Below are 20,082 nucleotides of genomic sequence, written 5' to 3'. Positions count from 1 at the left end.
CGTGGGCTCAGGAGCGGAAGCGGACGCAGCGAGAAGGCGCTCCGGATGCACTGCTCCGGATGCACGAGAGCCCCGACCGGGATGGTCGGGGCTCTCGTGCTGCGATACCGGGTGCAGAACCGGTGGACGACCTCAGTCGTCGATCTGCAGGAGACCGCGCTGGTAGGCCTTGGCCAGGCGGCGCGGGACAGCGGCGCTGCGGCCGCGCACGGTCACCTGGACCAGGTCGGCGTTGTTCGCCTTCCACTGCGCACGGCGGGACCGGGTGCGAGCCCGGGACATCTTGAACTTGGGCACTGCCATGGGAACGCTCCTTGACGGTCCGGAGATGAACTTGCATCGGCGCCGACCACCGAGCTGCGACCCGGACCCTCCTCGGAAGAGGCGGGGCGCTCGGGGCACGGAGGTGCGCGCGACGACATCCCATGGTGCCACAGGAACGGCGTCCATGTCGCATCGGACCAGGTGACCTGTGACACCGTGGGGTCCGCCGGAGGGCACGGCCGGCGCCCCGGGGTGATCTGCGCCCCCGCTGCGGTCGAGGGCGGGAGCCGGTGCCGAGATCCTCCTACGATGGGCGCATGCCGACTCCCCTGCCAGACAGCCGCGCCGCCTCCGGCGCGCAGGACTCCGGTGCGCCCGCTGCGGCGGCCGCTCCGGCGCCCGTGCGTGCTCGAGAGGACATCGATCCGCGCGGGAGGAAGCGCGATCGCTCATGGCCGCCGGCCCCTGAGGCTCTGCCCTTCCCGGTGATCGACAACCACTGCCACCTCGACTTCTCCGACGGGGAGGAGCAGCTGGACGTGTCCGATCACGTGCGCCTGGCGAAGGCCTCCGGCATCGATGCGATGATCACGATCGGTTCGGACAGGGAGGCGGTGCGCTGGACCGGTGCGCTGCTGTCCTCCCCCCAGTGCCCGCCTCAGCTGCGCGGCGGCGTCGCGGTCCATCCCAACGAGGCGCCGCTCCACGCCCGCGGCAGCGGCCATGACGGCGAGCCGATGATCCCTCTGGACGCAGCGATCGCCGAGGTCGCCGACGTGATGCGCACTCCCGGCATGGTGGTCGTCGGGGAGACCGGACTGGACTGGTTCCGCACCTCCCGGAAGGATGAGGGCGCGCGCGCCGCGCAGATCGGCTCCTTCCGAGCGCACATCGCGCTGGCCAAGGAGCTCGGACTGCCGATGCAGATCCACGACCGCGACGCCCATCGGGACGTGCTCGAGGTGCTCGATGCCGACGGTGCCCCCGAGCGCACGGTGCTGCACTGCTTCTCGGGCGATGCCGAGTTCGCGAGGGCCTGCGTCGAGCGCGGCTTCTACCTGTCCTTCGCCGGCACCGTCACCTTCAAGAACTCGCAGCCTCTGCGCGAGGCCCTCGCCGACGTCGGTCTCGGCCGCGTGATGGTCGAGACCGACGCGCCGTTCCTGACCCCTGTGCCCTACCGGGGCCGCCCCAACTCCTCCTATCTGATCCCTCTGACGATGGCCACCATCGCGGAGACCACCGGGACGGAGCTGGAGGAGGCGTGCCGCATCGTGCGCGCGACCACCGAGGAGGTCTACGGACGGATCGGCGAGGCCGCATGAGCGCCGACGCGGCGGACGCGGCCTCGTCCGGGATGCTGCTGACCGCCCGGGACATCCGCGAGCTGGCCGACGCCGCAGGGATCCGTCCCTCCAAGCAGCGCGGACAGAACTTCGTGATGGACCCCAACACCGTGCGGCTGATCGTCGAGCGCGCCGGAGTCGTGCCGGGGCAGGCCGTGCTCGAGGTCGGACCAGGACTGGGGTCGCTGACCCTGGGGCTGCTGGAGGCGGGCGCGGATGTCGCGGCGATCGAGCTGGATCGCGGGCTGGCTGGCCTGCTCCCGCTGACACTGCGCGCCCGCGGTGTCGAGGAGGATCGATTCCGCCTGGTGCATGCCGATGCTCTGCAGGTCACCGAGCCGCCCGTGCTCCCGCACGCCGGGACGCCGACGGCGCTGGTCGCGAACCTCCCCTACAACGTCGCCACACCCATCCTGCTGACGGCCCTGGAGCGCTTCCCCGCGATCGCGACGGCGCTGGTGATGGTGCAGTCCGAGGTCGTCGACCGACTCGCCGCGGGTCCGGGCTCTCGCACCTATGGGGCGCCGAGCGCGAAGACCGCCTGGTACGGGACCGTCGAGCATGCGGGACGGATCTCCCGGCAGATCTTCTGGCCGGTGCCCAATGTGGACTCGGCTCTGGTCCGCCTCGTCCGGTGGGAGCAGCCGCTGGGGGATGACCTCGAGCGGGAGCGAGTCTTCACCATCATCGACGCGGCCTTCGCGCAGCGGCGCAAGACCCTGCGCGCCGCGCTGTCGACCTGGGCGGGGTCCGCCTCGCGCTCCGAGGAGATCCTGCGTGCCGCGGGCATCGACCCCGCCGTGCGCGGAGAGCGCCTGGGCATCGAGGAGTTCCGGGCGATCGGGCGCGCGGCCGCGGCTGCGGGCGGGGAGGCTCGATGAGCCGCCCCCCGATGCGCGTCGTCGTCCGCGCCCCGGGCAAGATCAACCTCTCGCTGGCAGTCGGCGCTGTGGATGAGCGCGGCTACCACGAACTCGCGACGGTCTTCCACGCGGTGCACCTGTTCGAGACCGTCACAGCTCTGGCTTCCGACGAGCTCAGCCTCGTCGTCGACTCCGACGTGCCGGGGGACATCCCGACCGACGGGACCAATCTCGCCCTGCGCGCCGCGCGGCTGCTGCAGGAGCATGCGGGGATCGATCGCGGTGCCGCCCTGCACATCCACAAGCAGGTCCCCGTCGCCGGGGGGATGGGCGGGGGATCCGCCGATGCCGCGGCGACCCTGGTGGCGCTGAACCATCTGTGGTCGCTGGAGATCCCGCCGGAGGAGCTGCGTCAGCTCGGGGCGCGACTCGGCGCAGACGTCCCCTTCGCGATGCTCGGTCGCACGGCGCTGGGGCGGGGGAATGGGACCGATCTCACCCGCATCCTCACCGACGGCGACTGGTACTGGCTGCTGGGGGTCCCCGGAGGGCATCTGTCCACGCCTGAGGTCTACCGTCGGCACGACGAGCTCGCCGCAGCCCGGGGACGCGAGCTCCCGCGCACCCCGTCGATCGACCCGCGACAGATCGAGGCGCTCGCGAGCGGCGATCTGGAGCTGCTGGGACGGACGCTCCGCAATGACCTGCAGGCCGCGGCCTGCGCGCTGCATCCGGGGCTCGAGCCCGCGCTCGAGACCTCCCTCGGCGCAGGTGTCTGGGGAGCGATGGTCTCCGGCTCAGGTCCGACCATCGCCGTGCTGGTCGGCGACGAGGCCAAGGGCCGGACCCTCACCGAGGACCTGCTGGACCTGGGCAGGGTCGAGCAGTGCCATCTGGTCAGAGGCTCCGCCCCGGGAGCGACTGTCCTCGAGATCGTCTGACCTGCCGACTCACTCGGCGAGCTCCATGGCTTCGTACCAGCGGCCCTCGAGCTCCGCGAGCTCCGTCTCCATCGCCGAGATCCGCTTCATCTCCTCGGCCAGCCCGGCGTAGTCGGCGGGATCATGGTCGGCGAGGGCCGCCTTCGCCTCGTCGATGCTCCTCTGCGTGCGTTCCACCTTGCGCTCGAGCGCGGACGCCTCCTTCTGCGCGGCCCGCTTCTGCGCGCCCGTCGGCACCGACGCTGATCCCGTCGGAGCATCGGCACCCGATCCCGATCCCGCGGTCGTCGTGCCGCCGGCACGACCATCGGCCGCCGAGCCCTCGGCGCGCAGCCGCAGGTACTCGTCGACACCGCCGGGGACGTGGCGGACGCGCCCGTCGAGGACGGCGTACTGCATGTCGGTGACCCGCTCGAGAAGGTAGCGATCATGGGAGACGACGACGAGCGGGCCCGGCCAGGTGTCCAGCAGGTCCTCCATGGCGGCCAGCATGTCGGTGTCCATGTCGTTGGTGGGCTCGTCGAGCACCAGGACGTTGGGCTCCTCCAGGAGCGTCAGCAGCAGGTCCAGACGACGCTGCTGCCCACCGGAGAGCGCCTTGACCTGGACCTTCTGGTGCGCTGCGGTGAAGCCGAGCCGTTCGAGCAGTTGACCGGGGGAGACCTCGTCCCTGCCGGCCCGGAAGGAGGTGCGATAGCGGCCGACGATGTCGCTGATGCGCTCCTCCATGTGCTCGGCCAGACCGTCGAGGCGCTGGGACACCTGGCGGACCGTGACGGTCTTCCCGCGTTTGACCCGTCCCGAGGTCGGCGGCACGGTTCCCATGACCAGGCCCAGGAGGGTGGACTTCCCGGCACCGTTGGGGCCCAGCACGCCGATGCGGTCGGCGGGGCCGATGTGCAGGGTGACGTCGGTGAGCACCGTACGGTCCCCGTAGCCGGCGTCGGCATCGAGGATGTCGATGACGTCGCGCCCGAGCCGGGAGGTCGCCAGCTGTGTGAGTGCGACGGTGTCGCGCACGGGAGGCTCGCCGGCGATCAGCTCGTTGGCGGCGTCGATGCGGAACTTGGGCTTGGAGGTGCGGGCCGGAGCGCCGCGACGCAGCCACGCCAGCTCTTTGCGCATGAGGTTCTGGCGCTTCGCCTCGACGGCCGCCGCCTGGCGATGGCGCTCGACCCGCTGCAGGACATAGGCGGCGTAGCCGCCCTCGAAGGGCTCGACCAGCCCGTCATGCACCTCCCACATGCGGGTACACACGGCGTCGAGGAACCAGCGGTCGTGGGTGATGACCACGAGACCGCCGTCCTTGGCGCTCCAACGGCGGGAGAGATGCTCGGCGAGCCAGGCGATGCCTTCGACGTCGAGATGGTTCGTGGGCTCGTCCAGGAGGAGCACGTCCCAGTCGCCGACGAGCAGCTCGGCGAGATGGACCCGGCGGAGCTGGCCGCCGGAGAGGGCGGTCAGCTTCTCGTCGAGGTCGATGCCGTCGAGAAGCCCGGCGAGGACATCGCGGATGCGTGCATCGGATGCCCACTCGTGCTCCGGCCGGTCCCCGACCACCCGATCCCGGACGCTCGCGCCGGGCGTGGCCGTGTCCTGCTGGGAGAGGACGCCGACGCGCACGTCCCCGCGGACGGTGACACGTCCCGAGTCGGGCTCCTGGAGACGGGAGAGGAGCCGCAGGAGCGTGGACTTGCCGTCGCCGTTGCGGCCGACCACGCCGATGCGGTCGCCCTCGTCGATGCCGAGCGTGACATCGTCCAGCAGCACGCGGTCGGGCAGCGCGACGTGGAGGGACTGGGTGCCGAGCAGATGGGCCATACGGGTGGATCCTCCGAAGGGGAGTCGTCTGGACGAAGCGAGGTCTGGGGAGACCAGGAGGCTCAGTCGCGCCCTGGGACGTCGGCCTCGAAGGTGAGCAGGAGGCTCCTCAGGATGCCGGCCAGCTCCCCGGCATCATGCTCCGGCAGCCCGCTCAGCAGCTCGCGCTCAGCCTCCAGCAGACTCTCCATCGCATCGTCGACGCGAGCGATGCCCTCGCGTCGCAGCCGCACCTCGACGGCGCGGCCGTCATGCGGGCTGCGGGACTTGCTGACCAGGCCGCGGGCGACGAGCTTGTCGATGCGGGTGGTCATCGTGCCGCTCGTCACGAGGGTCTGCTGCATCAGAGCGCCGGGGGAGAGGGCATCGCCGCTGCGGCGCAGGGCGGACAGCATGTCGAACTCCCAGCCCTCCAGGCCTGCGCCGGAGAAGGCTTCGCGGCGCGCGGTCTCGAGATAGCGCGAGAGGCGGGAGATCCGCGAGAGCACGGCCAGGGGTGCCGTATCCAGGTCGGGACGGGCGCGCGCCCAGCCGTCGATGATGCGGTCCACCTCGTCGAGCGGGCGGAGATCGTCGGCAGCAGGGGACATGCGTCAGATTCTAGGGGGCGCGATCGAGGGGATGGTCACCCGGGGTCGATGCCCCGCAGCTCCGGCTTCTTCTCGATCGCGGAGAGTCCGAACCACGAGAGGTTGACCATGCCGGCGGCGACGACCTCCTTGGAGGGCCGCCGCGTCTCCAGCCACCACTGCCCCGTGTAGGCGACCATCCCGACCAGCATCTGCGCATACATCGGTGCGTCGCGGGTGGGGTATGAGCGCAGCTTGAGCTGAGCGGCCAGGATCTCCTCGACCCTTCGGGCGACGTCGGTCAGCAGCGAGGAGAAGGTGCCTCCGCTCTGGCTGACGGGGGAGTCCCGCACCAGGATCCGGAAGCCGTCCTCGTTCTCGTCGATGTAGGACAGGAAGGCCATGGCCGCGCGCTCCATGAGCACCCGCGGATGGGCGCGCTGCTGACGGAGCGAGTGCTCCAGGGACGCCAGGAGCGTGCTGACCTCGCGGTCGACGACGACGGCGTACAGCCCCTCCTTGCCGCCGAAGTGCTCGTAGACGATCGGCTTGGAGACCTTCGCGCGCGCGGCGATCTCCTCGACGCTCGTGGCGTCGTACCCCTTCTCGGCGAACAGGTGCCGCCCGATCGCCACCAGCTGCTCGCGCCGCTCCCGGCCGCTCATCCGGGTCGATCGTGCGCGCGGGGTCCCGTCCTTCGCCATGAGCGAAGTCTCGCACAGGGGACGTCGGGGACCGCGGGTGCGAGTGGGTGCGTGCGCACGACGATAGGATCGGCCCGCGTCCCGGGCATCCCCGGGTCCTCCGGAGCCGGTTCCGGGGCGGTCCAGGCATCGGACCGCGCCCACCGCCGGACCGCCCACGGGACGCGGTCCGCCATGGTGTAATCGGCAACACCTCAGATTTTGGTTCTGAAGTTTCAGGTTCGAGTCCTGATGGCGGAACGACTCCGTGACCGCGGAGCCGCAGCACACCACCCGTCGAAACCGAGGAGCTGCCGACGTGGAATCGCCCGCACCCGCCGCTGTCGTCGTACTGGCCGCCGGCGCAGGGACGCGCATGAAGTCCCGCACCCCGAAGGTCCTGCACGAGATCGGGGGCAGATCCCTCCTGATCCACGCCGTCACCGCTGCGGAGGGCACCGGGCCCGCCGAGCTCGTGGTGGTCCTGCGCCATGAGCGCGAGCGCGTCGCGGCCCATCTGGCCGATCACGCTCCCGAGGTCTCCGTCGCCGACCAGGACGAGATCCCCGGCACGGGACGCGCCGTCCAGTGCGGTCTCGAGAAGGTGGGGGCGGCCGAGGGGACCGTCCTGGTGACCTACGGCGACGTCCCGCTCCTGGATCCCGTCACCCTGCGTGAGCTGGTCGCTCAGCACGAGAGCACCGGCGCCGCGGTGACCGTCCTCTCCGCACGGGTGCCGGACCCGACCGGATACGGCCGCATCCTGCGCAGCGAGGACGGCTCGGAGGTGCTCGGCATCGTCGAGCACAAGGACGCCACCGACGAGCAGCTCGCCATCGACGAGATCAACTCGGGGATCTACGCCTTCGATCTCGCCGTGCTGCGCGATGCGCTGGGGCGCATCGGCACCGACAACGCGCAGGGCGAGATGTACCTCACGGACGTCCTCGCGGTCGCGCGCTCCGACGGCCGCTCCGTGCGGGCGGTCGTCACCGATGACGTGATGATGGTCGAAGGCGTCAACGACCGTGTGCAGCTGGCGCAGCTGGGCGCCGAGATGAACCGCCGCATCCTCGAGCGGCACATGCGCGCTGGGGTCACCGTCGTGGATCCGGCGACCACCTGGGTCGACGCCGATGTCGTCATCGGCCAGGACGCGGTGCTGCTGCCGGGCGTGCAGCTGCACGGCGCCACGGACGTCGGGGCGGAGGCGATCATCGGTCCGGACACCACGCTGCGGGACACCGAGGTCGGCGCAGGGGCGGAGGTCGTGCGCTCGCATGCGGTGCTCGCGGTGATCGGCGAGCAGGCGACCGTCGGACCCTTCTCCTACCTCCGAGCGGGAACCGACCTCGGGGCGAAGGGGAAGATCGGCGGCTTCGTCGAGACCAAGAACGCGCAGATCGGGACGGGCGCGAAGGTTCCGCATCTCAGCTATGTCGGCGACGCGGAGATCGGCGAGGGGACCAACATCGGCGCCGCGACCATCTTCGCGAACTACGACGGGGTGAACAAGCATCGCACCTCGGTGGGCAAGCATGTGCGCGTGGGCTCGGACAGCGTGCTGGTGGCTCCCGTCACGATCGGGGACGGTGCTGCGACCGGAGCCGGGACCGTCGTGCGCAAGGATGTCCCGGCCGGCTCGCTCGCGGTCAACGCTGTCGGTCAGCGGAACGTGGAAGGATGGACCCTGCGCCGCCGCGCGGGGACCGCGGCCGATGAGGCCGCGCGCGCCGCTCTCGGCAACGCCGACGACGCAGGCAGCACCGGGGCGGACGACGCCGAGGACAGCAAGGAGAATCAGCAGCGATGAGCGGAATCGTCACCACGGGGGAGAAGCGGCTGGTCCTGGCCTCGGGTCGGGCCCATCCGGTGCTCGCCCAGGAGGTCGCGGAGGAGCTCGGCGTCGATGTCCTCCCGATGGACGCATGGGACTTCGCCAACGGCGAGATCTACGTGCGCTACGGCGAGTCGGTGCGCGGCACCGACGTGTTCGTCCTCCAGTCCCATCCCGCTCCGATCAACACCTGGCTGATGGAGCACCTGATCATGATCGACGCGCTCAAGCGCGCGTCGGCGAAGCGGATCACCGCGATCGCCCCGAGCTTCCCGTACGCCCGGCAGGACAAGAAGCACCGTGGTCGCGAGCCGATCTCGGCACGGCTCGTGGCCGACCTGTACGAGACCGCCGGTGTGGACCGGATGATCTCCGTGGACCTGCATGCGCCGCAGGTGCAGGGGTACTTCGCGAAGCCGGTCGACCATCTGATGGCGCTGCCGATCCTCGCTGCCTATGTCGCCGAGAAGTACGGCGAGGAGGACATCGCCGTCGTCTCGCCCGACGCCGGCCGGATCCGCGTGGCCGAGCAGTGGGCCAAGAAGCTGGGCGGAGCGGACCTCGCCTTCATCCACAAGTCGCGGGACAAGAGCCGGCCGAACCAGGCTGTCGCCAAGCGTGTGATCGGCGACGTGGTCGGCAAGACGTGCGTCCTGGTCGACGACATGATCGATACGGCAGGGACGATCGTGCAGGCGATCGATGCGCTGCGCACCAACGGTGCGGCCTCCGTCGTCGTGGCGACCACCCACCCGATCCTCTCGGATCCGGCTGCTGAGCGCCTGCGCGCCTCGGGTGTGCGCGAGGTGATCTGCACCAACACTCTGCCGATCCCGGAGGACAAGCGCTTCGAGGAGCTCACGCAGCTGTCCATCGCGCCCCTCATCGCCCGCGCGATCCGCGCCGTCTTCGACGACGGCTCGGTCACCAGCTTGTTCGACGGCGAGGTCTGAGCCGGAGGCGTCGACAGGAGGTCGCGACGTCGTCGGCCTCCGCCTCTCGGGGACCCTCCGTCTCTCGGGGACGGAGGCCGACACGCCAGGAGCCCGCGGCCTCGAGGCTGCGGGCTCCTGGCGTATCCGATGCCGGGGGAGGAACCGGGTAGGTTCGGGGTCTCAGATCAGGAACGGAGCCTTCTCACCGACGAGCTTGCGCCACTGCTTGCCCAGCCCCAGGTGGTCGCCCGCGGCGAGGCCGGCCAGCGCGATCAGCAGAACGGCCATGATCACGTGGTCGTCGAGGATCGGGTTGGTGGTCATCGGGAACGCTGCCAGGTACATGAGCATGTAGAGGGCGAATCCGGAGGCTGCACCGATCCGCATCCCGATGCCCAGCAGCATCGCGATGCCGATGCCGAGCAGGCCCGCCATGAACAGGATGTTCGTGAAGGGATTCAGGGAGAGCCAGAAATCCCAGAATCCGGCGAACGGATTCCCTCCTTCGATCGAACCGCCGAGGAATCCAGCGGTCGGAGAGCCGCCCCTGATCCAGGCGTTCTCCGAGGGGGTGGAGAATCCGAGGCCGAACAGCTTGTCGAAGAAGGCCCACAGGAAGTAGAAGCCGACGAGGATGCGGACGACTCCGAGGGCCTTGAAGCCCCAGCTGCGGACGGGAGAACCTGCGGTGACGTCGACGGAGGAGACGGGGGCGGGGGTTGCGGTGGCCATGACGGCTGACCTTTCGGGAGAGCGACCGGGGACGGATCGCGGTGTCTTTCTGATGGCATCAACGCTAGATATCTCCGCGCGCGCACCCAAAGGACCAAAGTCATCCATCTGAGGATCCTGAGGAATGCGGAATCCGTGCGGCGCCGAGCGCCCGGGCGACGGGCGACGGTCGTCACGTCCGCTTCTGGGTCCCGGACGCGCATGCTAATCTCGCGAGGTCACTTCGGCGAGGGAGAGGGCTGCGAGCCCGCTCCGTGATCGACGCGGTGCGGTTCCCGAGGCCCTGTGCGCCTCCGGATGCCGCGGCGGTCCTCGCCCCCGCATCCGTCTTCGAGGAGAACCCATGGCTGAGAAGCTGAACGTCGAGCTGCGCGAGGAGTTCGGCAAGGGCGCGGCGCGTCGCATCCGCGCCACCGACAAGGTCCCGGCCGTCCTGTACGGCCACGGCACCGATCCGATCCACCTGGTCCTGCCCGGCCACGAGACCGCCCTGGCGGCCCGCAACTCCAACGCCCTGCTCGATCTCCAGCTCGCTGACGGCACCTCGCACCTGGCGCTGATCAAGGAGATCCAGCGCCACCCGCTCAAGCGCACCCTGAACCACCTGGACCTGCTGATCGTCCGTCGCGGCGAGAAGGTCGAGGTCGACATCCCCGTGATCGTCACCGGCGAGCCCGTCTCCCCGTCGATCGCCGTGGTCGACCTCCAGACACTCACCGTCTCCGTGGACGCCGTCAGCGTGCCCGAGCAGGTCGAGGTCTCCGTCGAGGGCGCCGAGGACGGTCAGCAGTTCCACGCCGGCGACATCACGCTGCCCGAGGGGGCCGAGCTGGTCACCGACGCCGAGTCGCTCGTCATCGCGATCACGACCCCGCGCGCCCAGGACGAGGACGAGGAGTCCGACGAGGAGAGCTCGGAGGAGTCCTCCGAGGAGGCCTCCGAGGAGGCCTGAGCCTCTGTCCTGTCCGAGCCTCCCGGATCCGGCGTCCGCGTCGACGCATCGTCCGCACCGTCCGCATCGTCACGGGATGCTCGTTCGTCACACCACCGCCTCCGGGGCGTCGCGCGCTGCGCGGCGCCCCGGTAGGTTTGCCGGGGCCGTGCGCGTCGCTCGAGGGGGAGCGGCACCGGCCCGATCCCGCCCGTGCCGCGCCGAGGAGGCTCCTGTGAACCCGTCAGACCGCAGTCCGGGGACCCACCTGGTGGTGGGCCTGGGCAATCCCGGTGCGAAGTACGCCGGCACTCGGCACAACGTCGGCCGCATGGTCATCGACCACATCGTCGCGACCTCAGGCGGGAGGCTCTCGACCGCGCGTCGGGCCCAGGCGCTCGTGCTGGAGGGGCACCTGGGTGCCCCGGGCGTCGGCGAGCGGGTGGTCCTCGCGACCCCGACCACCTACATGAACACGTCCGGGGGACCGGTCAAGGCGCTGTCCTCGTACTACGATGTGCCGCCGGAGAGGATCGTCGTCGTCCACGACGAGGTCGACATCCCGTTCGACACCATCAAGCTCAAGCGGGGCGGCGGTGAGGGCGGCCACAACGGCCTCCGGGACATCACGCGCGCCCTCGGTACCAGGGACTACCTGCGGGTGCGGGTCGGAGTCGGTCGGCCCGAGGGCGGGCGGGACACCGCCGACCACGTGCTCGCCCCCTTCACCGCATCCGAGCGGAAGACCCTCGAGCTGCTGATCTCCGACGCGTCGGATGCGGTCGAGGACCTCGTCCTGCAGGGCCTGACCGCCGCGCAGCAGCGCTTCCACTCCCGTGAGGTCCGATGAGCACCGCAGTCCCGCAGCCCCAGCGTCCGCCGCTCGCCCCCCTGCTCGATCAGATCGCCGACGGGCGGGACCTCACCGCCGTGCGGGCTCTCGTCGCCGAGGGGACGGCCACCGGCGAGGGCGGGGACATCGTCTCCGCCACGGGTCTGGTCCCCTTCCTGCTGGCGGATCTCGCCCGGCGCGCGAGCGTCGAGGAGCCGCTGGTCATCGTCACGCCCACCACGCGCGCCGCCGAGGACGCGCGTGCGGCGATCACGGCCATGGTGGGCGGTGAGCACCTCGCCGAGCTGCCTGCATGGGAGACCCTCCCGCACGAGCGCCTCTCCCCGCGCGCCGACACCGTCGCACGCAGGCTGTCGACGCTGCGCCGCATCGCCCACCCGGAGAGCGAGCGAGGTGTGCGCACCCTGCTGATGCCCGTGCGCTCCCTCCTCCAGCCGATCGCGTCCGGCCTGGGGGACCTGCGTCCGGTGCGCGCCGCCGTCGGCGACGAGTACCCCCTCGAGCAGATCGAGCGCGATCTGGTCGACGCCGCCTATGCACGGGTCGACATGGTCGAGAAGCGCGGGGAGTTCGCCGTCCGCGGCGGGATCCTCGACGTCTTCCCCCCGACGGAGCCTCATCCGGTGCGCGTGGACCTCTTCGGCGACGAGATCGACGACGTGCGGTACTTCTCCGTCGCCGACCAGCGCTCCCTGGAGGCCGTTCCCCATGGTCTCGAGGCACCTCCCTGCCGAGAGATCCTGCTGACGCCCGCGGTGCGCGAGCGCGCGGCCGCGATGGCCGAGGACCTGCCGGGCGTGTCGGAGATGCTCGGGAGGATCGCCGCCGGCATCGCCGTGGACGGCATGGAGTCCCTCAGCCCTGTGCTCGTCGAGCGCATGGAGCAGGTCGCCGACGTGCTTCCCGCAGGAGCCCGCTTCCTGATCCTGGACCCCGAGAAGTGCCGTGCCCGCGCCGAGGAGCTCGTGGCCACGACCGATGAGTTCCTGGCCGCCGCGTGGTCGAGCGCCGCCGCCGGAGGAGGGCTGCCGATCGACGTGGGAGCGGCGAGCTTCGTGCCGCTGTCCGAGGCGAAGGCGCACGCTCGCGACGGAGGACGCGCCTGGTTCACCCTGGCAGCCTTCGGACTCGACGCCGACGTCGACCTCACCACCTCCTCGACCACCCACCCCGGATACTCCGGGAAGCCCGGCGACGCGGCGCAGGATCTCGAGCGCCGCCGCCGGGACGGATGGACGGTGGTCGCGACCATGACCGGTCCCGGCGGAGCACGGCACGCCGCCGAGAACCTCCGCGCCGAGGGCCTGCCCGCGGTATTCGCAGCGCCCCTCGAGGATCGGGTGACGGCCGGCGAGGCCGTCGTCACCGTCGGGCCCTTCGCCGACGGGCTGGTCGACGAGGACCTCCGACTGATCCTCGCCGCCGAACGGGACCTGACCGGGAAGTCCGGGGCCCGTCGCGGTGAGGAGAGGCGCATTCCCTCGCGCCGCCGCAACGTCGTCGATCCGCTCCAGCTGCGCCCCGGCGACCACGTCGTCCACGCCCACCACGGCGTCGGACGGTTCGTCGAGATGACCAGCCGCACTGTCGGTGCGGGAGCCAAGCGCACCACCCGCGAGTACCTCGTCATCGAGTATGCGCCGTCGAAGAAGGGACAGCCGGGCGACCGGCTCTACGTCCCCAGCGACCAGCTCGACCAGGTCACCAAGTACGTCGGCGGCGAAGAGCCGAGCGTCAACCGCATGGGCGGAGCCGACTGGGCGAAGACGAAGTCGAGGGCGCGCAAGGCGATCCGGGAGATCGCCGACGAGCTGGTGCGCCTGTACTCCGCACGGCAGTCCGCACCCGGCCATGCCTTCGCCCCGGACACGCCGTGGCAGCGGGAGCTCGAGGACGCCTTCGAGTTCGTCGAGACGCCCGACCAGCTCGCCACCCTCGACGACGTCAAGGCGGACATGGAGAAGCCGGTGCCGATGGATCGCCTGATCCTCGGCGACGTCGGCTACGGCAAGACCGAGATCGCCGTCCGCGCGGCCTTCAAGGCCGTCCAGGACGGCAAGCAGGTCGCCGTCCTGGCTCCCACCACCCTCCTGGCGCAGCAGCACCTGGACACCTTCACCGAGCGCTACACGGGATTCCCCGTGACCGTTCGAGGGCTCTCGCGCTTCCAGAGCGCCGCGGACTCCGAGGAGACCGTCAAGGGGCTGCTCGACGGCAGCGTCGACGTGGTCATCGGCACCCATCGTCTTCTCACCGGTCAGGTCCGCTTCAAGGATCTGGGCCTGCTGATCATCGACGAGGAGCAGCGCTTCGGGGTCGAGCACAAGGAGACCCTCAAGGCCCTGCGCACGAACGTCGACGTGCTGGCCATGTCCGCCACGCCGATCCCGCGCACCCTCGAGATGGCTGTCACCGGGATCCGCGAGATGTCGATCCTCGCGACTCCTCCGGAGGAGCGCCACCCGGTGCTGACCTATGTCGGTGCCGAGGACGACAAGCAGGTCACCGCCGCGATCCGTCGCGAACTGCTCCGCGAGGGCCAGGTCTTCTACATCCACAACCGGGTCGAGGACATCGACCGGGTCGCCGCGCATCTGAGGGAGCTCGTGCCGGACGCCCGTGTGCAGGTCGCCCACGGCAAGATGAACGAGAACCAGCTCGAACGGGTGATCGTGGACTTCTGGGAGCGGGAGTTCGACGTCCTGGTGTGCACCACGATCGTCGAGACCGGGCTGGACATCGCCAACGCCAACACGCTGATCGTCGAGAACGCCGACCGCTTCGGCCTCTCCCAGCTGCACCAGCTGAGGGGACGCGTGGGCCGCTCGAGCGAGCGCGCCTATGCGTACTTCCTCTACGACGGCTCGAAGCCGCTCACGGAGACGGCCCATGACCGGCTCACCACCCTCGCCACGAACACCGATCTCGGCGCCGGCATGCAGGTGGCGATGAAGGACCTCGAGATCCGCGGTGCCGGCAACCTGCTGGGCGGCGAGCAGTCCGGCCACATCGCCGGGGTCGGCTTCGACCTGTACGTGCGGATGGTCGGGGAGGCGGTGGCAGCGTTCCGCGGAGAGTCCGCCGCGCCGGAGAAGGACATCCGGGTCGAGCTGCCGCTGGACGCCCATGTACCGCACGACTACATCTCCTCGGAGCGGCTGCGCCTGGAGGCCTACTCGAAGCTCTCCGCGGTGCGGGAGGTCTCCGAGATCGAGCAGATCCGCGCCGAGCTCACGGACCGGTACGGCGCCCCGCCGGCCCCGGTGGAGATGCTCCTGGATGTCGCCCGCTTCCGCATCGACGCCCGCGCCGCGGGGATCGACGAAGTCCAGGCGCAGGGCAGGATGATCCGCTTCGCGCACGTCGAGCCGCCCGACTCGGTGGCCATGCGCATGAAGCGCCTGCATCCGGGCACCCTGATCAAACCGGCAGTGCGTCAGGTGCTGGTGCCCCGGCCCATGACCTCCCGCCTCGGAGGCACGGAGCTGAGGGACCATGAGCTGCTGGACTGGGCGCGGAAGGTGATGACCACCCTGGTCCCATCCTCGGTAGCCTCGTCCACGTGACATCTTCCGAGAATCCTGCGGACGCGACGTCGGGCCTCCCCGGAGGGGGCCGCGCTGCGGCGGAGCGGACGCCCGGCGGGCCGGCTCCCCGAGGGCGGACCTCCGATGACCCGATGCGCGGGGCGGCGCCCCGCGGAGAGGCTCTGCTGCGCGCGGTCGAGGTGATGGAGGCGCTGCGCTCTCCCGACGGCGACGCCTGGACCCATCAGCAGACGCACTCCTCGCTCGCCCGCTATCTCCTCGAGGAGACCCACGAGGTGCTCGAGGTGATCGACGCCCCCGGCTCCCACCGGCCGTCGGCCCTCGTCGACGAGCTCGGGGACCTCCTCTTCCAGATCCTGTTCCATGCTCGCATCGGTCAGGACGAGGACCCGGCGTGGGACATCGACGACGTCGCGCGCTCCTTCGTCGCGAAGATGGAGCGGCGCAACCCTCACGTCTTCGGGCCCGAGCGCTCGACGGCGCTCGAAGATCGCGGGGACGTCGAGCAGATCGTCGCCCAGTGGCATGCGGTCAAGGCCGCCGAGAAGGAGGCGAAGGGCGAGAGCCCCGGAACCTGGGCCGACGGGATTCCTGAGCGGCTGCCCGCCCTGCAGACCGCGGCGAAGATCGTCCATCGCGCACGGTCGGAGGGGCGGCTGGCGGAGCTCCGGGAGAGGGCCGACGCCGTCGGAGGAGCCCCCGATCCGGGCGATGCGGACCTCGGACGGGCCCTCCTGGACCTGGTGATCGCCGCAGAGGCCCGCGACGTCGACCCCGAGACGACCCTGCGCACCCTCCTGGCACGCATCTCCCGCGAGGGGTGAGCGGAGAGGGCGCTGGAGGACCGTTCCCGATACGCTCGCGAGGGAAACTGCGCCGTCCGGGACCCGATGCCGGACTCGTCGCCCTGCGCCACCGCCTAGACTGTCGGAGGTGGGTCAGCGCCGACCGGCCATGCCCGAACCTCATCCTCTGGAAGGAACAGCACATGGCAGCTCTCATCGATGCCGTCCACGCCCGCGAGATCCTCGACTCCCGCGGGAACCCGACCGTCGAGGTGGAGGTGCTGCTCTCCGACGGCACCTTCGCCCGCGCCGAGGTCCCCTCCGGCGCCTCCACCGGCGCCTTCGAGGCCGTCGAGCGCCGTGACGGCGACAAGGGCCGCTACCTCGGCAAGGGCGTCGAGGAGGCCGTGTCCGCCGTCATCGACGACCTCGCCCCGGTGGTCGTCGGCCTCGACGTTCAGGAGCAGCGGGCCATCGATCAGGCGATGATCGAGGCCGACGGGACCAAGAACAAGGGCTCCATCGGCGCCAACGCCATCCTCGGTGTGTCCCTCGCCGTGGCGAAGGCCGCCGCGGACTCCGCCGCCGTCCCGCTCTACCAGTACCTGGGCGGCCCGAACGCCCACGTCCTGCCCGTCCCGATGATGAACATCCTCAACGGCGGCTCCCATGCGGACTCCAACGTCGACATCCAGGAGTTCATGATCGCTCCGATCGGCGCGGAGTCCTTCCGGGAGGCCCTGCGCGTCGGCGCCGAGGTCTACCACGCGCTGAAGGCAGTGCTCAAGGAGCGCGGCCTCAACACCGGGCTCGGCGACGAGGGCGGCTTCGCGCCGAACCTCGAGTCCAACCGCGCTGCTCTCGACCTGATCGTCGAGGCCATCGGCAAGGCCGGCTTCGAGGCGGGCAAGGACGTCGCGCTCGCGCTCGACGTCGCGGCCTCCGAGTTCCACAACGAGGACGGCACCTACCAGTTCGAGGGCGAGGCCAAGACCTCGGCCGAGATGACTGCCTACTACGCCGAGCTCGTGGCCGCCTACCCGCTGGTGTCCATCGAGGACCCGCTGGACGAGGAGGACTGGGCCGGCTGGAAGACCATCACCGACGAGCTGGGCTCCAAGGTCCAGCTGGTGGGCGACGACCTGTTCGTCACCAACCCGGAGCGTCTGGGCCGCGGCATCGCGGAGGGCTCGGCCAACGCGCTCCTGGTGAAGGTCAACCAGATCGGCTCGCTCACCGAGACCTTCGACGCCGTCGAGCTCGCGCATCGTGCGGGCTTCAAGGCGATGATGTCCCATCGTTCCGGCGAGACCGAGGACACCACCATCGCGGACCTCGCGGTCGCCACCAACTGCGGCCAGATCAAGTCCGGAGCTCCTGCTCGCGGCGAGCGCGTGAACAAGTACAACCAGCTCCTGCGCATCGAGGAGGAGCTGGACCAGGCCGCCGTCTACGCCGGCGCCGCGGCGTTCCCGCGCTTCTCGGCCTGAGAGGCCGCATGCCGCCTGGGACCTCCCTCGGTCCGAGGCGGTAGCCTTTCCGCATGACTTCACGACGACCGGGCGCCCCGCGAGCTGCGAGGCGCCCGGTCGCCGCATCCGGAGGTCGGCGCGGGGGCGCCCGGCGCGGAACACCCGGGGGCGGCACGCCGCGCAGCTTGTCCGCCGGTGCCGCAGGCTCGAGCCGAGGCCCCGCCGCGGCCGCCCGTCCTCGTTCCACGACGGCTCCGGGATCCTCGGGCGACGGCCCCGGGATCACCATCACCCGCCGCACCCTCGTGCTGGTCTCCCTGATCGTGATAGCTCTGGCGGCTCTGGTGCCGACGGTCAACTCCTACGTGGCCCAGCGGCAGCAGCTGGCGAGCCTGCGCTCGCAGGTCTCCTCCCAGCAGGAGGACGTCGACGACCTGCAGGCGCAGGTGGATCGCTGGGAGGATCCCGCCTACGTCGCTGCACAGGCTCGCGAGCGTCTGCTGTTCGCCATGCCGGGGGAGACGCAGTACCGCCTCACCGACACCTCCGGGCAGGACGTGCCGCTGACGGAGGATGAGCAGTCCGCCGAGGAGGCCACCCAGGAGGAGTGGTTCTCCGCGCTGTGGAGCAGCGTCGAGGGAGCCAGCCGCCTGACCCCGGAGGACATCCCCGACACCGGGGACACCACGGGCGAGGGGGACGCCACCGGCGAATCCGGCGATCCGACAGACGAGGTCGCCGGCTCCACCGATGCGACGGACCCCGACACCGCAGACACCGCAGACACCGCAGACACCGCAGAAACCGCAGACCCCGAGGACACCACCCCGTGAACGCCCACGATCTCGCAGCAGAGGCCCTGCCCGCGCTGCCCTACGAGACCCCCGCCACCGAGGACGACCTCGCGGTCATGCGCGAGCAGCTCGGCCGCGACATGCGCGGTGTGGTCTCGATCGCACGTCGCTGCGCCTGCGGGCGTCCTGCCGTGGTGCGCACCCGCCCACGGCTCGAGGACGGCACCCCGTTCCCGACGTCGCTCTACCTCACCCTGCCGTGGCTGACGCTGGAGATCTCGCGGATCGAGGCGACGGGCGCCATGGCCGAGCTCACCGAGCGCCTCGCGGCCGACGAGGAGCTCGCCGCCGCGTACCGTCTCGCCCATGTGCGCTATCTCGCGCGCCGAGACGAGCTCGGCACCGCCGAGGAGGTCGCCGAGGTGAGCGCCGGCGGCATGCCTGCTCGCGTGAAGTGCCTGCATGCGCTGGCAGGGCAGGCGCTGGCCGAGGGACCCGGGATCAACCCTGTGGCCGACGAGGTCCTCGCCTCGATCGACGGCGGAGTCGAGCTCCGCTGCCGCTGCGAGGATCCTGAGGAGTCCGCTGCGTCGGCGATCATCGACAGGGCTGTCGGCTCCGGAGCCGACGAGGCCGGCACTCGAGAGGGAGATGTGCGATGAGCAGGGCAGTGGCCGCGATCGACTGCGGCACCAACTCCATCCGACTGCTGATCGCCCGCCGGGATCCGGCCACCGGAGCGATGGTCGAGCTCGACAGGCGGCTGGAGATGGTGAGGCTGGGATACGGCGTGGATCGCACCGGTCGATTCGACCCCGACGCCGTGGAGCGGACCCTCGCCGCCACACGCGGCTACGCCGAGCTGATCTCCCGTCATGACGTGGCGGCTATCCGCTTCGTCGCGACCTCGGCGACGCGCGACGCCGAGAACCGCGACGTGTTCATCGATGGCATCCGAAGCATCCTCGGGGTCGTCCCGGAGGTCATCTCCGGCGAGGAGGAGGCGGAGCTGTCCTTCCGGGGCGCCGTCTCGACGATCGCGGACCTCGCCGACGGTCCGCGGCTCGTGGTCGACATCGGCGGCGGCTCGACCGAGCTGGTCCTCGGAGAGCTGCTGCCCGAGGCCCGGATCAGCACCGACATGGGCTCCGTGCGGCTGACGGAGAGGCACCTGCGTTCCGATCCGCCGACGGCCGAGGAGATCGCCGCTGCGCAGGCTGACATCGATGAGCTCCTTGACGAGGCCTTCGCGGCAGTGCCTGTCGAACGCACTCGGGCTCTCGTCGGCGTCGCAGGAACCGTGACGACCATCACTGCTGTGGCACAGGGCCTGGAGACCTACGAGCCCGATGTCACCCATGGTGCGAGCCTCGGCGTCGAGGAGTCCATCAGGGTCTGCGAGCGGGTGCTCGGCATGAGCCGTCAGGAGCGCGCTGCGCTGCGGGTCATCCATCCGGGACGCATCGACGTCATCGGCGCCGGCGCTCTGATCTGGGCACGCGTGCTGCGCAGGGTCTCCGATGCCGCGGGGATCACGACGGAGCGCACCAGCGAGCACGACATCCTCGATGGCATCGCGCTCGCCGAACTGGACCGGATCGGGCCCGTCGGCGCCTGAGCGGAGGCGATCCGAGCGCCTGCGCCGGGCCCTGCCGGAGCACACCGGGTGCAGGTTCCGCGAGGCCGACGGGGCTGTCCACGACTCATC

Annotated in this window: 18 protein-coding genes and 1 tRNA gene; 14 read left to right on the top strand and 5 right to left on the bottom strand. The window is 70.7% G+C overall.

Annotated features, from left to right (window positions below):
* Window positions 1-132: 132 nt before the first annotated feature.
* A complete protein-coding gene (gene rpmF / locus ACZ5AJ_RS07750; protein WP_464138509.1) occupies window positions 133-303 on the bottom strand; it encodes a 50S ribosomal protein L32 in 171 nt (56 codons plus the stop codon).
* Between the two features lie 278 nt (window positions 304-581).
* On the opposite strand from rpmF, the gene ACZ5AJ_RS07745 reads away from it, so the two are divergent.
* From ACZ5AJ_RS07745 to ACZ5AJ_RS07735, 3 genes are read left to right on the top strand one after another with little or no spacing between them, the layout of a single operon-like run.
* Window positions 582-1,589: a TatD family hydrolase gene (locus tag ACZ5AJ_RS07745; RefSeq protein WP_464138507.1), complete on the top strand. Its 1,008-nt coding sequence runs from the start codon at window positions 582-584 to the stop codon at window positions 1,587-1,589.
* Window positions 1,586-2,491, top strand: a complete 906-nt coding sequence (gene rsmA / locus ACZ5AJ_RS07740; RefSeq protein ID WP_464138506.1) for a 16S rRNA (adenine(1518)-N(6)/adenine(1519)-N(6))-dimethyltransferase RsmA — start codon at window positions 1,586-1,588, stop codon at window positions 2,489-2,491. The genes ACZ5AJ_RS07745 and rsmA overlap by 4 nt, the downstream gene beginning before the upstream one ends.
* A complete protein-coding gene (locus tag ACZ5AJ_RS07735; RefSeq protein ID WP_464138505.1) occupies window positions 2,488-3,414 on the top strand; it encodes a 4-(cytidine 5'-diphospho)-2-C-methyl-D-erythritol kinase in 927 nt (308 codons plus the stop codon). Before rsmA ends, ACZ5AJ_RS07735 begins: the two co-directional genes overlap by 4 nt.
* A gap of 9 nt (window positions 3,415-3,423) precedes the next feature.
* Here ACZ5AJ_RS07735 and ACZ5AJ_RS07730 read toward each other — a convergent pair whose 3' ends face one another.
* The 3 genes from ACZ5AJ_RS07730 to ACZ5AJ_RS07720 form a co-directional block, all read right to left on the bottom strand.
* A complete protein-coding gene (locus tag ACZ5AJ_RS07730) occupies window positions 3,424-5,235 on the bottom strand; it encodes an ABC-F family ATP-binding cassette domain-containing protein (protein ID WP_464138503.1) in 1,812 nt (603 codons plus the stop codon).
* Window positions 5,236-5,297: 62 nt separating this feature from the next.
* Complete coding sequence (locus tag ACZ5AJ_RS07725) at window positions 5,298-5,825, bottom strand: MarR family winged helix-turn-helix transcriptional regulator (protein ID WP_464138501.1); 528 nt, start codon at window positions 5,823-5,825, stop codon at window positions 5,298-5,300.
* A gap of 35 nt (window positions 5,826-5,860) precedes the next feature.
* On the bottom strand, window positions 5,861-6,508 hold the full coding sequence (locus ACZ5AJ_RS07720) for a TetR/AcrR family transcriptional regulator (protein ID WP_464138500.1): 648 nt from the start codon (window positions 6,506-6,508) through the stop codon (window positions 5,861-5,863).
* Between the two features lie 168 nt (window positions 6,509-6,676).
* Here ACZ5AJ_RS07720 and ACZ5AJ_RS07715 point away from each other — a divergent pair.
* The 3 genes from ACZ5AJ_RS07715 (at window position 6,677) to ACZ5AJ_RS07705 (ending at window position 9,277) form a co-directional block, all read left to right on the top strand.
* Window positions 6,677-6,748, top strand: a tRNA-Gln gene (locus ACZ5AJ_RS07715).
* A gap of 115 nt (window positions 6,749-6,863) precedes the next feature.
* Window positions 6,864-8,300 carry a bifunctional UDP-N-acetylglucosamine diphosphorylase/glucosamine-1-phosphate N-acetyltransferase GlmU gene (gene glmU / locus ACZ5AJ_RS07710; RefSeq protein ID WP_464138720.1) on the top strand — a complete coding sequence of 479 codons (1,437 nt, stop codon included), beginning with the start codon at window positions 6,864-6,866 and terminating at the stop codon, window positions 8,298-8,300.
* Window positions 8,297-9,277: a ribose-phosphate diphosphokinase gene (locus tag ACZ5AJ_RS07705; RefSeq protein WP_464138499.1), complete on the top strand. Its 981-nt coding sequence runs from the start codon at window positions 8,297-8,299 to the stop codon at window positions 9,275-9,277. The genes glmU and ACZ5AJ_RS07705 overlap by 4 nt, the downstream gene beginning before the upstream one ends.
* A 162-nt stretch (window positions 9,278-9,439) precedes the next feature.
* Here the strand turns inward: ACZ5AJ_RS07705 and ACZ5AJ_RS07700 are convergent, their stop codons facing one another.
* Entirely contained in the window at window positions 9,440-9,991 is a 552-nt protein-coding gene (locus ACZ5AJ_RS07700; RefSeq protein ID WP_464138497.1) for a hypothetical protein, read from the bottom strand.
* 343 nt (window positions 9,992-10,334) lie between these two features.
* Between ACZ5AJ_RS07700 and ACZ5AJ_RS07695 the strand changes: the two genes are divergently transcribed.
* The 8 genes from ACZ5AJ_RS07695 (at window position 10,335) to ACZ5AJ_RS07660 (ending at window position 19,992) form a co-directional block, all read left to right on the top strand.
* On the top strand, window positions 10,335-10,943 hold the full coding sequence (locus tag ACZ5AJ_RS07695; protein WP_464138496.1) for a 50S ribosomal protein L25/general stress protein Ctc: 609 nt from the start codon (window positions 10,335-10,337) through the stop codon (window positions 10,941-10,943).
* A gap of 214 nt (window positions 10,944-11,157) precedes the next feature.
* Window positions 11,158-11,772: an aminoacyl-tRNA hydrolase gene (pth, locus tag ACZ5AJ_RS07690; RefSeq protein WP_464138494.1), complete on the top strand. Its 615-nt coding sequence runs from the start codon at window positions 11,158-11,160 to the stop codon at window positions 11,770-11,772.
* A complete protein-coding gene (gene mfd, locus ACZ5AJ_RS07685; RefSeq protein WP_464138493.1) occupies window positions 11,769-15,341 on the top strand; it encodes a transcription-repair coupling factor in 3,573 nt (1,190 codons plus the stop codon). The genes pth and mfd overlap by 4 nt, the downstream gene beginning before the upstream one ends.
* Entirely contained in the window at window positions 15,338-16,147 is an 810-nt protein-coding gene (locus ACZ5AJ_RS07680) for a MazG nucleotide pyrophosphohydrolase domain-containing protein (RefSeq protein ID WP_464138491.1), read from the top strand. Before mfd ends, ACZ5AJ_RS07680 begins: the two co-directional genes overlap by 4 nt.
* A 164-nt stretch (window positions 16,148-16,311) precedes the next feature.
* On the top strand, window positions 16,312-17,598 hold the full coding sequence (eno, locus tag ACZ5AJ_RS07675; RefSeq protein WP_464138490.1) for a phosphopyruvate hydratase: 1,287 nt from the start codon (window positions 16,312-16,314) through the stop codon (window positions 17,596-17,598).
* A 53-nt stretch (window positions 17,599-17,651) separates the two neighbouring features.
* Window positions 17,652-18,413 carry an FtsB family cell division protein gene (locus ACZ5AJ_RS07670; protein ID WP_464138488.1) on the top strand — a complete coding sequence of 254 codons (762 nt, stop codon included), beginning with the start codon at window positions 17,652-17,654 and terminating at the stop codon, window positions 18,411-18,413.
* Between the two features lie 77 nt (window positions 18,414-18,490).
* Window positions 18,491-19,036 (top strand): DUF501 domain-containing protein, encoded by a 546-nt coding sequence (locus tag ACZ5AJ_RS07665; protein WP_464138719.1) that lies wholly within the window; start codon window positions 18,491-18,493, stop codon window positions 19,034-19,036.
* Window positions 19,033-19,992 (top strand): Ppx/GppA phosphatase family protein, encoded by a 960-nt coding sequence (locus ACZ5AJ_RS07660; RefSeq protein WP_464138487.1) that lies wholly within the window; start codon window positions 19,033-19,035, stop codon window positions 19,990-19,992. Before ACZ5AJ_RS07665 ends, ACZ5AJ_RS07660 begins: the two co-directional genes overlap by 4 nt.
* The last annotated feature ends 90 nt before the right edge of the window (window positions 19,993-20,082 follow it).

It is taken from the genome of Brachybacterium zhongshanense (assembly GCF_055385755.1).
Note: the sequence above shows the minus strand (reverse complement) of the source record. Positions and strands in the feature narration are given on the sequence as shown.

What these genes read in the sequence shown, in the direction of transcription:
- rpmF (WP_464138509.1), bottom strand. Translation starts at nt 303, where the DNA reads ATGGCAGTGCCCAAGTTCAAGATGTCCCGGGCTCGCACCCGGTCCCGC.
- ACZ5AJ_RS07745 (WP_464138507.1), top strand. Translation starts at nt 582, where the DNA reads ATGCCGACTCCCCTGCCAGACAGCCGCGCCGCCTCCGGCGCGCAGGAC.
- rsmA (WP_464138506.1), top strand. Translation starts at nt 1,586, where the DNA reads ATGAGCGCCGACGCGGCGGACGCGGCCTCGTCCGGGATGCTGCTGACC.
- ACZ5AJ_RS07735 (WP_464138505.1), top strand. Translation starts at nt 2,488, where the DNA reads ATGAGCCGCCCCCCGATGCGCGTCGTCGTCCGCGCCCCGGGCAAGATC.
- ACZ5AJ_RS07730 (WP_464138503.1), bottom strand. Translation starts at nt 5,235, where the DNA reads ATGGCCCATCTGCTCGGCACCCAGTCCCTCCACGTCGCGCTGCCCGAC.
- ACZ5AJ_RS07725 (WP_464138501.1), bottom strand. Translation starts at nt 5,825, where the DNA reads ATGTCCCCTGCTGCCGACGATCTCCGCCCGCTCGACGAGGTGGACCGC.
- ACZ5AJ_RS07720 (WP_464138500.1), bottom strand. Translation starts at nt 6,508, where the DNA reads ATGGCGAAGGACGGGACCCCGCGCGCACGATCGACCCGGATGAGCGGC.
- glmU (WP_464138720.1), top strand. Translation starts at nt 6,864, where the DNA reads ATGAAGTCCCGCACCCCGAAGGTCCTGCACGAGATCGGGGGCAGATCC.
- ACZ5AJ_RS07705 (WP_464138499.1), top strand. Translation starts at nt 8,297, where the DNA reads ATGAGCGGAATCGTCACCACGGGGGAGAAGCGGCTGGTCCTGGCCTCG.
- ACZ5AJ_RS07700 (WP_464138497.1), bottom strand. Translation starts at nt 9,991, where the DNA reads ATGGCCACCGCAACCCCCGCCCCCGTCTCCTCCGTCGACGTCACCGCA.
- ACZ5AJ_RS07695 (WP_464138496.1), top strand. Translation starts at nt 10,335, where the DNA reads ATGGCTGAGAAGCTGAACGTCGAGCTGCGCGAGGAGTTCGGCAAGGGC.
- mfd (WP_464138493.1), top strand. Translation starts at nt 11,769, where the DNA reads ATGAGCACCGCAGTCCCGCAGCCCCAGCGTCCGCCGCTCGCCCCCCTG.
- eno (WP_464138490.1), top strand. Translation starts at nt 16,312, where the DNA reads ATGGCAGCTCTCATCGATGCCGTCCACGCCCGCGAGATCCTCGACTCC.
- ACZ5AJ_RS07670 (WP_464138488.1), top strand. Translation starts at nt 17,652, where the DNA reads ATGACTTCACGACGACCGGGCGCCCCGCGAGCTGCGAGGCGCCCGGTC.
- ACZ5AJ_RS07665 (WP_464138719.1), top strand. Translation starts at nt 18,491, where the DNA reads ATGCGCGAGCAGCTCGGCCGCGACATGCGCGGTGTGGTCTCGATCGCA.
- ACZ5AJ_RS07660 (WP_464138487.1), top strand. Translation starts at nt 19,033, where the DNA reads ATGAGCAGGGCAGTGGCCGCGATCGACTGCGGCACCAACTCCATCCGA.